The 15,768-nt window shown below is 47.9% G+C and carries 16 protein-coding genes; 8 read left to right on the forward strand and 8 right to left on the reverse strand.

Going from position 1 to position 15,768, the window contains the following annotated elements:
* Positions 1-64 precede the first annotated feature (64 nt).
* The 8 genes from WCO51_02075 (at position 65) to WCO51_02110 (ending at position 8,881) form a co-directional block, all read left to right on the forward strand.
* Complete coding sequence (locus WCO51_02075; GenBank protein MEI6512044.1) at positions 65-691, forward strand: DUF1080 domain-containing protein; 627 nt, start codon at positions 65-67, stop codon at positions 689-691.
* Positions 692-746: 55 nt separating this feature from the next.
* Positions 747-1,136, forward strand: a complete 390-nt coding sequence (locus WCO51_02080) for a four helix bundle protein (GenBank protein MEI6512045.1) — start codon at positions 747-749, stop codon at positions 1,134-1,136.
* Between the two features lie 72 nt (positions 1,137-1,208).
* A complete protein-coding gene (locus WCO51_02085; protein ID MEI6512046.1) occupies positions 1,209-1,895 on the forward strand; it encodes a glycerophosphodiester phosphodiesterase in 687 nt (228 codons plus the stop codon).
* 90 nt (positions 1,896-1,985) lie between these two features.
* Positions 1,986-4,115, forward strand: a complete 2,130-nt coding sequence (locus WCO51_02090; GenBank protein ID MEI6512047.1) for a S9 family peptidase — start codon at positions 1,986-1,988, stop codon at positions 4,113-4,115.
* Positions 4,115-4,645, forward strand: a complete 531-nt coding sequence (locus tag WCO51_02095) for a DUF3267 domain-containing protein (protein MEI6512048.1) — start codon at positions 4,115-4,117, stop codon at positions 4,643-4,645. Before WCO51_02090 ends, WCO51_02095 begins: the two co-directional genes overlap by 1 nt.
* A 14-nt stretch (positions 4,646-4,659) precedes the next feature.
* Positions 4,660-5,751 carry a uroporphyrinogen decarboxylase family protein gene (locus WCO51_02100; protein MEI6512049.1) on the forward strand — a complete coding sequence of 364 codons (1,092 nt, stop codon included), beginning with the start codon at positions 4,660-4,662 and terminating at the stop codon, positions 5,749-5,751.
* A 77-nt stretch (positions 5,752-5,828) separates the two neighbouring features.
* Entirely contained in the window at positions 5,829-7,361 is a 1,533-nt protein-coding gene (locus WCO51_02105; GenBank protein MEI6512050.1) for a YifB family Mg chelatase-like AAA ATPase, read from the forward strand.
* Between the two features lie 23 nt (positions 7,362-7,384).
* The gene (locus WCO51_02110) at positions 7,385-8,881 is read left to right on the forward strand and encodes an AAA family ATPase (GenBank protein ID MEI6512051.1); all 1,497 of its coding nucleotides are present in this window, start codon (positions 7,385-7,387) and stop codon (positions 8,879-8,881) included.
* A gap of 335 nt (positions 8,882-9,216) precedes the next feature.
* Here the strand turns inward: WCO51_02110 and WCO51_02115 are convergent, their stop codons facing one another.
* The 8 genes from WCO51_02115 to WCO51_02150 form a co-directional block, all read right to left on the reverse strand.
* Positions 9,217-9,783, reverse strand: coding sequence for a YqeG family HAD IIIA-type phosphatase (locus tag WCO51_02115; GenBank protein MEI6512052.1), 567 nt, complete (start codon positions 9,781-9,783; stop codon positions 9,217-9,219).
* Positions 9,783-10,862, reverse strand: coding sequence for an endolytic transglycosylase MltG (gene mltG, locus WCO51_02120; protein MEI6512053.1), 1,080 nt, complete (start codon positions 10,860-10,862; stop codon positions 9,783-9,785). The genes WCO51_02115 and mltG overlap by 1 nt, the downstream gene beginning before the upstream one ends.
* A complete protein-coding gene (gene ruvX / locus WCO51_02125; protein MEI6512054.1) occupies positions 10,843-11,277 on the reverse strand; it encodes a Holliday junction resolvase RuvX in 435 nt (144 codons plus the stop codon). The genes mltG and ruvX overlap by 20 nt, the downstream gene beginning before the upstream one ends.
* 87 nt (positions 11,278-11,364) lie before the next feature.
* The gene (purN, locus tag WCO51_02130; GenBank protein ID MEI6512055.1) at positions 11,365-11,997 is read right to left on the reverse strand and encodes a phosphoribosylglycinamide formyltransferase; all 633 of its coding nucleotides are present in this window, start codon (positions 11,995-11,997) and stop codon (positions 11,365-11,367) included.
* Positions 11,994-12,359, reverse strand: coding sequence for a holo-ACP synthase (gene acpS, locus WCO51_02135; GenBank protein ID MEI6512056.1), 366 nt, complete (start codon positions 12,357-12,359; stop codon positions 11,994-11,996). The genes purN and acpS overlap by 4 nt, the downstream gene beginning before the upstream one ends.
* A 9-nt stretch (positions 12,360-12,368) precedes the next feature.
* Positions 12,369-13,493, reverse strand: a complete 1,125-nt coding sequence (locus WCO51_02140) for a hypothetical protein (GenBank protein ID MEI6512057.1) — start codon at positions 13,491-13,493, stop codon at positions 12,369-12,371.
* Positions 13,494-13,640: 147 nt separating this feature from the next.
* Complete coding sequence (trxB, locus tag WCO51_02145; GenBank protein MEI6512058.1) at positions 13,641-14,570, reverse strand: thioredoxin-disulfide reductase; 930 nt, start codon at positions 14,568-14,570, stop codon at positions 13,641-13,643.
* A gap of 134 nt (positions 14,571-14,704) precedes the next feature.
* Positions 14,705-15,768, reverse strand: a 1,064-nt coding sequence (locus tag WCO51_02150) for an alpha amylase family protein (GenBank protein MEI6512059.1), incomplete at its 5' end; no start/stop codon positions are given.

Here is a 15,768-nt window from a genome sequence, read left to right on the forward strand (position 1 = left end):
CTGTTTGCCATTCGCTTAGCTAGTGAAGTACCATTTGGACAGCATAATTTCAGGAGGTTGTTTGATGAGCGTACTATATAAAGGAACGGAAGGGATTCCGGCGGATGCGATCGTTTTATTCGATGGCAAAGACATGAGCAATTGGACCAAACGTAAAGACGGCACTCCGGCAGCGTGGAAGGTCGAAAACGGCTATATGGAAGTTGTTCCCGGCCATGGCGATATTCTTTCGAAAGAACTTTTCAACGATTGTCAGGTTCACGTCGAGTTCTGGCTCCCATTAATGGCCGACTGCAAGGGCCAAGCCCGCTCTAATAGCGGCGTTTACCTGCAAAGTCGCTACGAGGTTCAGGTTCTCGACTCTTATGAGCTAGACAGTGGCTTCGATGACTGCGGCGCAATCTATACTCAGTGGAAGCCCATGGTAAACGCCGGTCGACCACCAGAGGTTTGGCAAACTTACGATATCCTATTCAAAGCTCCCCGCTTCAACGAATTGGGCGTAAAAATTGCCAACGCCCGTCTGTCAGTCTTATTCAACGGCATTTGGATTCATAACGATATCGAAATCCCCCAATTCACCGGCGGCCAATTCGATGAAAACATCAAAGAACCCGGCCCCCTAATGCTCCAAGATCACAACAATTTCGTCCGCTTCCGCAACGTCTGGGCGAGAAAGTTGGAACTGTAAGGATTAGGAAGAGAAGCATGAGGCAAGAAGCAAGAAGCAAGATTTGGGAAACAGAATGGCCGCTGAAAGTAACAACACGGGAATAAAGTCCTACGGGGATCTGAAGGTTTACCGCTCAGCATATGGCTTAGCGATGCAAGTATTTCGCCTGACAAAGAAGTTCCCTAAAGAAGAATTGTATTCTTTGACGGATCAGTTACGTCGAGCATCCCGTTCTATAGCAGCAAATATTGTCGAAGGATGGGCCAAACGACACTATGAAAATATCTTTAAACGTCACCTAATTGACGCCATTGGTTCATGCGATGAAGTAAAGATATGGCTGGACTTCGCTGTTGACTGTGAGTATATCTCTCATGAAGAACGTGATACACTAGCGATAGCATATGGAGAATTAGGCAGAATGCTACACGGTTTGTTTGAGAATTGGACAACATACCCATAGTCATAATGTTGGATGATAATTTAGAGATTGATCCCGAATCTTGCTTCTTGTTTCTTGCTTCTCTTAAAAGATATGTACAAAATCGGTCACCGAGGTGCGCCGCGGGTGACGCCGGCTAATACTATGGGGTCGTTTAAGGCGGCTCTTGAGAATGGTTGCGACTGGGTTGAAAGTGATAGTCGACCGGCAGCCGATGGATTTGTTGTGCTTGCCCATGACGATGTGATTAAAGACCGATTTGACAATATCTTCCGCATCAGCATCACTCCCTCTTCAACCCTTTCAAAGCTGGATTTAGGCAATGGCGAAGGGGTACCAACCCTTGAAGAACTCATCGATTGGGCTATCGGCCGCATCGGAGTAATGAATGATGTGAAAGTCGAAGGCTGCGAAGAACAAATCGGCGCTCAAATGATGAGATTGCCCACTGACCAACGCTGGATTCTAGGCGCTAAAGCCCTCAACATAAAGCGTTTCCGAGAACTATTCCCCGCTCTCTTCCTCTCCCAAACTTTCGGTCATGGTGAAGAAGAACGATTCATCCAATCACTCCCCCATCTCAACACCGAAGCCGTCACCCTCGCCTATCCCCTAATCACCCCCAACCGAGTAAATGAACTCCATCAGCGAAATATCAAAGTAATCGCCTGGACCGTCAACGATCTGACAACCGCCAAGTCATTGGTAGAAATGGGCGTGGATGGAATTATCTCGGACGATCAAAAAATATTGGCAGGTATAGAAGAACACTCTTTATAATTCAATCACCTGACTTCAAAACAGCCAAATGAATTGAAGACGTCTGGGGTACTATGCTATGGTGATGAATTTGGAGTAGGAGATCTGCTGTTGGAAGTTAAGAAGGGCCGCCGATTTACGCTTAAGAATGTGTTTGACTCCCCGATTTTTAACGAGAAGCCTGTTTTGTCGGGGCAGTGGATGGCGGATAATCGCCGTTTGTGCTTTGTTGAGAAATGGCCTAAAAGTAAGTTGAATACCATTTGGGCTTATGACAGCGAAACGCGTGAGAAGACACCACTGCTTGACCCAAGAAAGCTCAAGCTCAAAGGAGATAAAGAGCCTCGACCTTTGCGGGGGCATCGATGGTCGCCCAGCGAGCGGTTGCTTCTATTCCAAGGCGAAAAATCCGGTGTTCAGTTTGTCTATGACATGGAAACCTTCGAACTCATGCGGCTTACTGACAGCCCTTCCGATCAGATGAACATAAAGCTCTCCCCAGATGAGAAATGGCTTGGGTTCGTGCGTAAGAATAACATATGGGTTGTTTCCCTTGAGACCGATACCGAACTGCAACTGACCGCGGGGGCTGGCAAGTGGGTTTATAACGGGCGATTTGGGTGGGTTTATGGCGAAGAGTTAGGCTTACATGACGGATGGAGTTGGTCGCCCGACAGCACGCGCATTGCCTACTTCCAATACGATGAACGTCATGTGTCGGAATTCCCGCTTCCCATGTATGATGACCTCCATACCGAACCGCGCCAAACTCGCTACCCCAAAGCGGGCGATACTAATCCTTATGTCCGTATCGGCATCGTTCCTGTAACTGGTGGAGAAACACGATGGCTTGACCTCGACCCCATCGACCCAGAAACAAAGAAGCCTACGAGAGATTATTATATTGCCCGAATGCAGTGGACACTCGACGGCAAAGGACTACTCATTCAGCGCCTGCCTCGATTGCAGAACCAACTTGAACTCCTCTATGTCGATGCTGAAACGCTTTCGATTCGAACGGTATTAGAAGAGCTTGATGAAGCGTGGGTTGAAAAGGTGCATGATGTTCTTCAAATCGAAGGCACGGACGAATTCCTCTGGCCCTCAGAGCGTGACGGCTGGAGTCATTACTATTTGTATAACCTTTCAGGAGAGTGCCTTAGACAAATCACCAAAGGCTATTGGGATATTTGCGGCATCGCTAAGCTAAATTCAGAAACACGCACTGCCTATTTCACTGCAGCCTTACCCAACCCCGTTGACCGACAGGTTTTCCGTGTAAGTTTAGATGGCGGTGAACCGGAATGCATGACCCAAGAGGAAGGTTCGCACTCGATAACACTCAGCAAAGACTGCTCGCGCTATATTCATTCACATTCGACAATTAATTCCATTTCCCCAACTGTAATCAGGCGCTCAAATGGAGAGGTGATGGATACGCTCGGCGACGCCACTCCCCCTAAGCTGAGAGAGTTCAAACTCGGCAAATGGGAGCTATTCACTTTTACCACTTCCGATGGCGAGAAACTGTGGGCGAAAATGCTCAAACCGCAAAACTTCGATCCAACGCGAAAATATCCGGTGCTCATGTATACCTATGGGGGGCCTGGTTCACAGGTCGTAATGAATTCATGGGGCGGCGGGCGTGGGTTCTGGAGCCACATGCTGGCGCAGGATGGCAATATTTTATTCATGACCGATAACCGCGGGACGGGTTCGCGCGGTCGCGATTTTAAGAAGCAAACCTATTTAAACCTAGGCAAATGGGAAGTAAATGACCAGATCGAAGGCGCGAAATATCTGGCGAGCCTGCCCTATGTAAACCCAAAACGCATCGGTATCTGGGGTTGGAGCTATGGCGGCTACATGACCTGCCTGTGCATGCTCAAAGGCGCGGATGTGTTCAAAGCGGGAATTGCCGTCGCCCCTGTAACCGATTGGGCGCTCTATGACACAATTTATACTGAACGCTATATGCGCAGGCCAATCGATAATCCCGAAGGCTACAAAGAAAGCGCTCCCGTCAACTTTGCGGACAAGCTCAAAGGCAAACTGATGATCGTTCACGGCACCAACGATGATAACGTCCATTTCCAAAACGCCGCTCGGCTTGCCACTGCGCTTCAGGATGCGAACAAGCCCTTTGAAATCATGCTCTATCCAGGAAAAGACCACGGAATTGGCGGCCGTGCCAAACACCTCTTCACTATGATGACCGGGTTCATTAAGAGGAATTTATAATGATCCCTGGGTTCTTGGTAGCTTTTTTGTTTTTTCCGGGGGTGATTGTGCATGAGATGGCGCACCTGCTTTTCTGCAGGCTTCTCGGCGTGGAGGTAATGAAGGTATGCTACTTCCGCATGGGCAATCCTCCCGGTTACGTAATCCATGAGCAACCTGAGAATGCCTGGCAACAGATGCTGATTGGGATCGGGCCTTTCCTGGTGAATTCAATTCTGGGAGGGCTACTGGCGGGCGCTTTTATCCAACAAGCGTTCAGCAATGAGCTAAACTGGCCGGCAATCGTTTACACATGGCTTGGGATTTCAATTGCCATGCACGCTTTTCCAAGCATGGGGGATGCGAAAACTATTTGGCATAGAAATTGGTCAAAAAGTTCGCCAATTCTTACGCGTATTATCGGGGCGCCATTAGCAGCAATCATTTATCTTGGCGCCCTAGGGTCGGTAATCTGGCTTGATGTCGCCTACGCCTTTGGGTTAGCTTACTTAGTCTCTAAGTGGATCTTACCGGCTTTTGGACAGTATTAATATTAGGAGATAGGATGAATACGAACTTACTCTCGAGGAAGATAACGCCTGATGCGGAAGCTTTTATGGATTGCATCAATCGCAAAGGCACGCCTAAGCGTGTGCATTACTGCGAACTGTTTTTGGATACGGAAATTGAAGACCAACTATGCAGCCTTTATGGGCTTCTCGATGGGATTTCACCGGATGACCCCTTATTCGGAGTAAAGCGAAATGTAGCGGTTCAGCGGTTTATGGGTTATGACTATGTGCGCCACGGATTAGACGAATTCCGCTTCCCTCTTAATTGGCTTCCTATAGAAGACACTGCCGACATGAAACATGAAGGCGGACGCACTTATATGGACGAGCACAAAGGGCCAATCACCAACTGGGAGGAGTTCGAAAAGTACCCATGGCCTGATCCAAAAAAAGCTTCTTTGGCTGGCTTGGAATATCTGCAGAAGAACTTGCCGGATGATATGTGCATCATTGGGAGCGGGGGCTTCGGTCACTTCTGCGAGTTGTTAAGCTGGCTACTTGGCTATGAAACGCTTTGTTATGCCCTTTATGATGAACGAGATTTGGTAAAGGCGATAAGTGACAGACTTATACAAACCTATATCGAAGCAATAAAACTCTTCCTGCAATTCGACCGAGTTAAGGTCACTTGGGGAAGTGACGATATGGGCTTTAGAAGCGGCACTCTTATTAGCCCCGACGACCTGCGCGAATTCGTGCTGCCAGGACACAAACTAATGGCTGAAATGTCTCATGCGGCGGACAGGCCTTATTTCCTGCATTCCTGCGGTAATCTGGAAAGCATTATGCCCGACCTGCTGGATGACGTTAAAATCGATGCCAGACATTCGTTCGAAGACACAATCGATACAGTAATTGACGTGAAGAAGCAGCATGGTGATAGGTTGACCATCTTAGGCGGGATTGACGTTGATTTCCTCTGCAGGGCGGATGAGCAACAGCTTCGAAAACGGGTTAGAGAAACGCTTGAAGCGTGCCACCCCGGCGGCGGTTTCTGTTTGGGCTCCGGCAATAGTGTAACCAATTATGTGCCTATTGAGAATTACCTCATCATGATGGATGAAGGGCGAAATTTCGTTCCTTAAGAAAAATTTAAACGACAAGCAGGATATTGCCTGCCGAACGTTGAATATGAATATAAGTTATACAAGAGGGTATTTTGATGCTGTCAAAGGTTCGCTCGGCTGCGTTGCTTGGAATCGACGCTTATGAAGTAACGGTTGAAGTCGATATTCACGGTGGTGTGCCTGGTTTTATCATCGTAGGGCTTCCTGATGCGGCGGTACAGGAAAGCCGCGAGCGGGTTCGAGCAGCGATGAAGAATGTCGGACTTCTCTTCCCTTATCAAAAGCTTACGCTCAATCTCGCCCCCGCTGACATTCGCAAGGAAGGGCCTGCTTTCGATTTACCGATTGCAGTTGGGTTGCTGGCTGCAAGTGAACAGATTGGGTTCGATCAACTCGATGATACACTGGTTATCGGCGAATTGGCGTTGGATGGAGCTATCCGCAGCATTAACGGCGCGCTCTCAATTGCTCTTTTTGCCCGTGAAGCGGGCATACATAATTTAATTCTTCCCATTCAAAATGCAACCGAGGCCGCCGTTGTACAAGGGTTGAACGTCTACCCTGTCTCTAGTTTGACCGAAGTGGTTACGTTCTTCCAAGACCCGACTTCTCTGGAACCCTTAAAGTGTGATATTGAAGCTATTCTCCAACAGGAAACGCCTTATGATATTGATTTAAGCGATATTAAAGGACAAGAACATGCTCGAAGGGCACTTGAGATTGCGGCGGCGGGTAATCATAATATCATCTTAATCGGCCCTCCAGGAAGCGGTAAGACGATGCTTGCGCGTCGCATACCCACTATAATGCCCCCGCTTGGGATAGAAGAGGCCATTGCCTCCACCCGCATTTACAGCACGGCGGGAATGGTTGATTCTCGCAGTGGGTTAATTACCCACCGGCCTTTCCGTTCGCCTCATCACACAAGTTCCTATGCGGCATTAGTAGGGGGCGGGAATATTCCGAAGCCTGGTGAGATTAGTTTGGCTCATCATGGGGTGTTGTTTTTAGATGAACTGCCTGAGTTTCGGCGCGAAGTACTTGAGTCGCTAAGGCAACCGCTTGAGGACGGGGTGATTACCATCAGCCGTGTTCATGCTTCTATTGAATATCCGGCAACCTTCCTGCTAGTTGCGGGAATGAACCCCTGCCCTTGCGGTTATCATGGAGATACGTTCAAGGCTTGTTCCTGCAACCCAGCGCTTATCAAAAAATACATTCAACGAATCTCAGGCCCACTGCTCGACCGAATTGATATCCATATCGAAGTTCCACGCCTTAAACAGGAAGAACTTATTAACATGAAGCCTGGCGAACCTTCGAAGGTAACCAGAGATAGGGTCGTTAAGGCTCGTGAGCTTCAGAACAAACGCTTTGCCAATACAAAAATCTTTGCAAACGCCCAGATGACACCAAAGCATCTACGCGAATTCTGTGTGATGGATGACTCGACGCGAGATTTCATGCGGCAAGCATGTGGGACGCTTGGTCTATCTGCCCGTGCCTTTGACCGTGTATTGAAGCTCTCAAGAACCATTGCCGATTTAGAGGGACAGGAACGAATCAACGTCAACCATGCCGCCGAGTCCATTCAATACCGCAGCCTCGACCGAAAAATTTGGGGCTAACCCGGAGCGGAGGAACGAAAGCAATGCCAACCAACGTTCGCGAAGAATTAGAAACCTTAATTAGAGCGCGTTATCCTATCGTTTATATCCTTTCATGGGAAGAGGCGCGAGTGGAAGAGGCGGTGCAGGTGGTCGCCAATACCCTCGAACGAAAAGTAATCACATGGTCACTCACCCAAGGGATGAATCCACAACCCCCTGGATTCGGCCAAAACCCTCATTTAGTGCCTGAATTAGAGGTATTAACCCAGATCAACTCAGGCCCTGACCAATGTATTTATCTCATCAAGGATTATCACCCCTATATGAGCGATTACCGAGTAATTCGAGTGCTGCGCGATTTGGCTGAGAAGTTGCGGCCAAGGAAGCAAACCATTTTAATCGTCTCTCCCCTTCTCAAACTTCCTCCTGAGCTAGAGAAGGAAATTACCGTACTTGATTTCGGCCTTCCGACGGCTGAAGAAATCGAGCAGAAACTCAACGATGTAATAATGGCTGTGCGTGAAAACCCTCAGCTTGACGTCAATTTAGCGCCTGAAGCGCGCGAGGCGATTATTCATGCCGCTCAGGGGCTAACTTTGGAGGAGATTGAAAGCGTATTCGCTAGGTCGCTGGTTCGGCGGCGCATGCTCGATGTTTCGGAGATTTTGGTTGAAAAGCAGCAGATAATTCGAAAATCGGGCATTCTTGAATACTCACCACCAGAAGTAACGATGGCCGATGTGGGTGGGCTTGATCTTATGAAGGAATGGCTGAGACAAAGGCGTACTGCTTTCACTCAAAAGGCGCGTGCGTTCGGATTGCCAAGCCCTAAAGGAGTGCTCCTAATTGGCGTGCAAGGTGGCGGCAAAAGCCTTTCGGCCAAGGCAGTTGCTGCCTTATGGAACTTACCTCTATTAAGAATGGATATGGGCAAAGTGTTCAGCGGCATTGTTGGCTCCTCAGAAGAAAATATGCGCAAGGCATTGAGCGTTGCCGAATCGGTTTCGCCCTGTGTTTTGTGGATTGATGAACTCGAAAAGGGGTTGGCGGGAGTTCAAAGTTCATCTTTCTCTGATGCCGGCACAACGGCCAGAGTTTTCGCCACATTCTTAACCTGGATGCAGGAGAAATCTGCTCCGGTTTTCTTAGTCGCAACCGCAAATGATGTATCGATGCTCCCACCGGAACTGATGCGTAAAGGGCGATTTGACGAGATTTTCTTTATTGACCTTCCGCATAAGACCGATCGACAAGACATTATCTCGATCCACATCAAAAAGCGCAAACGTGATCCAGCTAAATTTGATTTAGTCAAAGTTGCAGTAGACACAGAAGGTTTTTCTGGAGCTGAAATCGAACAAGTGATCGTCGGCGCTCTGTTCACTGCTTTCGACGCGAATCGCGAACTTACTACAGATGACCTAGTCGCTGAAGCTAAAGCGGTCGTTCCTCTTTCAAAGATGATGAAGGAAGACATTGATGAGCTAAGAGACTGGGCTCATCTCAGAGCTCGTCCCGCCTCTAAATCTGAAGAGTGAAAGAAGTCTAAATCCAAATAGTAAAAAGGACGCGACTTAGTGTTTGCGCGTCCTTAATTTCTTTTTGCCAGTTAGACCATATTTCAGGCCTATTTTGAACTGGTACGGTAGTAAAACGCTACCTGTTTTTTTCTGCCTTAACGGACCCAACTAAACCCATCGGCATCACCCTTCCTAAAGGCAAGTTTCCTTACTGAAAAGGTCACCTCATTAAGTGAGTTCGTACTATTATATTATATCCCTGTTTTCTCAAATTCGTTAGCTGATTTTTTAAAAATATTGCTTTTTTTTAAAAAATCTAAGAAAGATACCGGTTTTGAACTTAACCCGTATCGTTACTTATTGCCAGGGGAGGGGGTTGTCTCTTTTCGATGCTTTGAAAGCAGCCACACGATCCAGCGTTCGGCTTGCCGGCTTAATTTTGTACCAAAAAATTCGTGAGAGTGGATTGGTCGAACCCAGATAGTATACATACCCATCCGGTTGCCACCCCACACATCCGTAAACATCTGGTCGCCAATCATCGCCATCTCTTCCGGTTTCACTCCAACCAACTTCAGCGCTGATCTTAAAATTCCACGTCGGGGTTTCATCGGACCTTTCACATATGGAATAGCCAATTGCTGTGATAGATGAGCAAGACGTTTTTTTCGGCGTGAATTTGAGATAATGCACATCTTTAGCCCCGACTCCTTGACCTGTTGAAGCCACTCCTCGACGCCGTTTCCCAACTCATAGCTCTTCCAAGGTGTTAAAGTATTATCGAGATCGATGCCAATCGCTAACAAGCCCAAACTTTTTAAATGTTCAGGGGATAGATCAACAACGCTATCAGCGAGCTCACGTGGACAAAAACGTCGAAGCCACCGAGGAATATCTTCTCGATTAAATATCTCAACCACTAAGTGGGACCTCCGGAATTGCGATTTTCCTGTTTACGCATCAATCGTACATCATGAATCGCTCGATTATGTTCTTGAAGGCTCGAACTAAATATATGATGACCATCCGGCATCGCGACGTAGTATAAATATGCCGTTTTGGTCGGTTTTAGCGTGGCTTCTATACATTTAATACCGGGGTTGGCAATCGGGCCTGGCGGTAATCCCTTATAAAGGTAGGTGTTATAAGGCGAATCGACTCGCAGGTCGCTAAAGAACAAAACCGGCTTCCAACCCTCTCCCAACATATATTGCACGGTCGCATCTATGTCCAGTTTCATATTTATTTTCAGCCGGTTGAAAATTACCGATGCAATCAGCGGTCGATCTTCTTCAAACCTCGCTTCACGCTCAACCATCGATGCGATCGTTAAAACCTCATGAAATGAACGTTTTGTCCGGTTTAATTCCGGCGCCATCTTCATATAAACCTTTTCGGTTTGCTCCAGCATCATCTTCATCGCAGCGCGAGCGCCAATTCCTGGGGTCATTCGATAGGTATCGGGAAATAAATAGCCCTCAACCGAGTTGGATGGCAGTGGAATTTTAATCTCTTTGCTGAAAATTTTCGGATTGACTGCCAACTTGAGAAACTCATCCTCGTTGCATATCTTATGATGGGCAAGGCGTTTAGCAATCTGAGTATATCTATATCCCTCAGGAATAACGACCCAGTTATGGGTGATTTGATGTTTAGCAATCGCTTCTGCAATTTGCGGTGTACTCTGGCTAGGGCTGAATTCATAGACGCCAACCCAAATTTTACGATCCCAACCCTTCCAACGCATATAAAACTTAAAGGCGCCCTCATTTCGAATAAGGCCTTTTGCTTTAAGTTCTGATGCTATTTCGCTCAAAGCTGTCTTTGGTTCAATGGAAATCTTGGTTGGAAGAAAAATTATGCTTACTGGTTTAAGGCGAACAACCAAACTCCAATACCATATCAAAAAGCTCAATCCCGCTATTAGAACGATTCCTAGTACGGTAATTGTAAACTTTCCTGATTTTGAATTGAGAAATTTATTGGTCTTGATCGCCATTGGACGCCTTCAGTTGCATATATGCTTCAAGAATAAGGGCAGCCGCTGCAGCATCAATACGTTGACGCCGAGCCTTGGGAGAATAGCCTAGCTGCTGCAGGTCGGATTGGGCTTGCCAACTTGTCAAACGCTCATCTACTGTTTCTATTGGGACGGTCAATCGCCCGCGAAGATCTTCGATAAATGATAACGTCTTTCGAGCCTGCTCGCCTTCCTCACCGCTCATCAAGAAAGGAATGCCGACAATCACCATATCAGGCATCTCATCACGACATGCGGCCTCGATAACCTTGATATCACGCTCATCGTCACCGGTCCGCTGAATTACTTTTAATGGAAACGCAAGTCCCACTTCAGTTTCGGCAGTAGCTAGCCCTACTCGCCGATCACCTACATCAAGTCCTACAAGCCGCATGCGCACAGTATATCCGAGGAGAGTTCATGCATTCAATAGAGCAGCAAAATACTGAAAGACCAAAAAGCGGTTTGGATCGGCGGTTCTTTATGATTTGGGAACAACTTTCACTCGATTGCCTTCTAGCTTCAGACGGCCTTGAGCAAAAAGGGAGATCGCTTCCACATAGGCTTTGTGCTCATATGGAAGTACGCGAGCGCCAAGTGTACCCGGCATATCATTCTCCTCGACCATTACCGACGTTTGAAGGATAATTGCGCCGTGGTCGTATCGGTCATCCACAAAATGCACAGTGCAGCCGGATACTTTCATTCCGCTCTCAATCACCGCTTGGTGAACATGTTCACCGTACATACCTTTCCCGCCAAAGAGCGGCAATAAGGCCGGATGAATATTCATGATATGACCTTCATATGCATGAACCACAGTAGATGGCAACAATCGCATATACCCTGCCAGACATAAAAGATCGACATCATAGAGTTTGAGGGCATCTAGAAGCGCATCCCCGTAGACTTCGCTGTCGGCATAGCCTTTCGGGTTGATTATAGTTGTTGGAATTCCCTGCTCTACTGCTTTCTCAATCGCAGGAGCATCCCCACGAGTTCCAATCACAACCACAACTTCGCCATCTATGCGCTCATCACTGCAGCCATCGATTATCGCCTGCATATTGCTGCCCCGACCATGAGCTCCTACCATGATGCCTATTCGTATCATTGGCCCTCACCAACAACCCAAATTGCGCTGGCCGATGCCAATTCGCGTGTATGAGTGATGCTTAAAAGTATTTTTCCGCCCTCTGCCGCTTCGAGAGCGCGATCTGATAACCATACCATTGGCTTACCGTTCTCGTCCGGCAAAATCTCAACATCGAGCCAACCTAATGACTTGCCAAGAGCCTTTGCGATTGCTTCTTTAGCGGCAAACCGGCCGGCTGTTCTTTCAGCGGATGCCTTTCCCTGCAAACAATAACCCTGTTCAGCGGGTGTGAGAATTCGCTCGGCAAAACGCGAACCCTTCTTCAGCGAACAGCGAATGCGCTCGATTTCGATCATATCAAAGCCCATACCTCGTATCACTTGCATCTCCTAATCCGCAGGCTTATGGCTGAATGTTAGAGTGAGCAACTTGCGGTACGTTTTCACCTTCACCCAACCATTGACAGGTTCAGAAATAATCACTCCAGGCCCAGCGCTCCACTTTTTACCGGGTAAAAAAAGATAAACCGGCGCTTTGTGTGCTAGAACAGGCAGCTTCACCTTTATATTCTTCTGCTCATCGAGGGCAAATTTCAAACCGTTTAAGAAATCATTCGCCGTAACGCCCCCCGATGCCTTCATCGCGCGAGTTAAAATCTGATTGCCATAGGCCGATTGGGCATAAAGCGCCAACCCCACATATTCGAGCATGGCTGCTTTGTCTTTACCGTTAAGCCGTTCAAGATTTAACCCTCGCTGCCAAATCACCTGCTCGAATGGGTCGATATATTTGGCTTCCCATGCTTTCAGTTGAGGCAATGTCGCGCCGATCGTATCCTCAGTTGTTAACTTGCCGGCTTCCATCCCCTCGATTATCCAGCGGATAAATAGCCTCTCCCCCATCAGGCCGGTCGCCCATCCTTCAGGAGTAGTATATCCCTTTACTTCTGGCAGAATCGCATGGCCATACTCATGCGCCACTTCTCGAACCCATTCGACGGGGTTATTCAAAGTAGACGTTTGATAGATATAAATTAGGCTCAGGCGAGGAGCGGGACCATTGGTATTGCTCGGAGTAAAGTAAAGCTGCTGCCCCCCTGTTTTTGTCCCTCCCCATGAAAGGAAAACGTTTACAAAAGGTGTTTCGACTGTGTGGTTAAGCTTCAACCGGTCATTGCACATTTCGTATAAACGCAATAGCAATCGCGCCACTTGTTGGCATCGCTTAATTTCCGAAGCGGGTTGGCAAAATACGGCAAATCGGGTCTTAAACTGTCCGGGGGCAAGATTAGTTGTGTGGGCAAACCCATATGTCCACCATATATATGTTAACCCTTCCTTTGGGTCCTGGAACTCCACTGGTTGGGGATTCATCTGCGACATTAATTTGAACTGCATTGATGTTAGCGAGCTTGAGAATGTGGAGGTTTGAACTTCCACATCAGGCTTCGCTTCACTCTGAGCTAAACCCGCCACCACAAGCAACACCAATCCAACCAACATCCAGAATCTCAACTTAAAACCTCTTGGAAGTAATAAACTTTTTGAATCGCGAATGGCGAATGTTACTCGATACTTCGGTAGCAACGCTGCAATAGCCCATGTCTTCGGATGTAGGGGCAGGGCTTAGCAATTACTTTAGGAAGTATTTGCCTTTTACCTTTAATGCCCTTCAGCTTCTAAAAAACGCTCGGCGTCGATTGCTGCCTTGCAGCCTGAACCAGCAGCGGTGATGGCTTGACGGTAGACACGGTCGGTCACATCACCCGCAGCGAAAACTCCTGGAACGGTCGTTTTAGTAGTGCCCGGATCGGTGATGATATATCCCATATCATCAATCTCAATCTGCCCTTTGAAGACATCGGAATTCGGGTGATGGCCGACAGCAACAAAGATTCCATCAACAGGACGCTCATGCTCCTCACCAGTCACTACATTTTTAAGCGTCGCCGAAGTGACCTTGCCGGCGGTAGTATCCTTTACCTCTGTGATAACGGAGTTCCAGATGAACTCGACTTTTGGATTCGCCTTCGCTCGGTCCTGCATAATCTTTGAAGCCCGAAGTTGGTCACGGCGATGGACGATGGCTACCTTTGAAGCAAAACGGGTAAGGAACAGACCCTCCTCTAAAGCCGAATCGCCTCCACCAACCACAATGACTTCCCTACCCCTAAAGAATGCCCCATCGCAAGTAGCGCATGAGGAGATGCCGCGCCCTCTTAATGCCTGCTCAGACGGAAGGTCAAGCCATTTCGCTGATGCGCCAGTTGATATAATGACGGTCAGAGCTTGATATTCGTTATCCCCTTGCCATACACGAAACGGCCGAGAGCTGAAATCGACTTTTGTCACTCGATCGCTAACAAACTCAGCTTTAAATCTAACCGCTTGCTCTCGCATTAACAACATCAGATCAGGACCGGTTATTCCCTCTGGATGACCAGGAAAGTTCTCCACCTCAGTGGTGATCATAAGCTGTCCGCCAGGCTCGTACCCTTCAAACACTAACGGCTCCAACAAAGCACGGGCCGTATAAATCGCAGCGGTATACCCTGACGGCCCAGAACCGATAATTATCACATTTCTTACCATATTTACCTCTTTGGCATATGCCTTCCCTGGAGCGTTACGGTGATGTAAATCCTAATAGCGAGAGCGCATTCCCGGCGGCATGATACCTAGTTATACCTCGTGATGAACCAAATAAGAAGGAACGAACAGCGGCGCTAATTATTATCGCGTACATCGCCAAGCCGACGAAGAGAATCACTTAAAGAGGGGTAATGGTGCGGAGCCTGTGGCCGAGATGATTTGAACACTCCGGCAAATATCTCCCAAAGGTTCCAATCAACTACATAAGAAGCATCGAAAACCATTACCCCCGCAGAAGGCCCCATTGCTGCCTGCAAAGCTCGGGTAAGCCCTTGAGGATCGTTCTCGTATAACAGGACATAGACACTCGGGTAAACAAAAGTGCTGTCACCGGAAAGCTGAACCGAGCGTCGAGCCGACGCTTCGACCGTCGCTCCTTCATCAGCATCATAAAGTGGTGCATCTTCTGCGAAGGGGATTTTGTAATAGCAGCCTGTGTAGAGAAAATCGATGTTCCCCGCATACCCCGTAAACCGATAGGTCGAGCTTGCCCATTCATAGGGTGGATCGATTAAATCACTTGCCCAGTTCACTCCAACCTCATGATATGAGTCATACCATGAACCAACATAAACGCCCACCGGCAGGTTAGGCTTTACCAATCTCACAGTGCTCTTTGCCTCCGTCAAGAAATCACGAATAACAGATGCGCGGAACTCCATCCAACGCGAAAATAGACGGCCCGGCTTTATTGATCTTCCCGGCATCGGATCGATTTCCATAATATCCTGAGGCCATGCACCGAGCTTTCCATAACGCATCTCAAATGCCTGTCGCGTGATATCACTGAAGTCTGTATGAATATTGCTATAACGCATACGGTCTAAAACAATGCCGTCGATTGGATAGTTGGCGGTTACCTCTTGAATGAGCGCAAGTTCTCTTGAGCGCACTTCAGGATGAAGTGGATTAACGAAAACCGCAACCCCTTCCGTATCCGAATCAACAATGGGTTTAAAAGTCGGTTTGCCGGTAAAACTCACCTGGGTGTTTATAGTCAAGTTTTTGAAACGCTCCGCCGCAGAACCAACTGCCATGAGAACAAGCCAATCATCCTGCACATCGATCCCTTCAGTAACAAAGTTTCCCCACACAATCCCTGCAACTTGCAAGCTGGGGTTCAGGGCAATGTAGAGGG

This window comes from bacterium, from assembly GCA_037131655.1.
GTDB lineage: Bacteria > Armatimonadota > Fimbriimonadia > Fimbriimonadales > JBAXQP01 > JBAXQP01.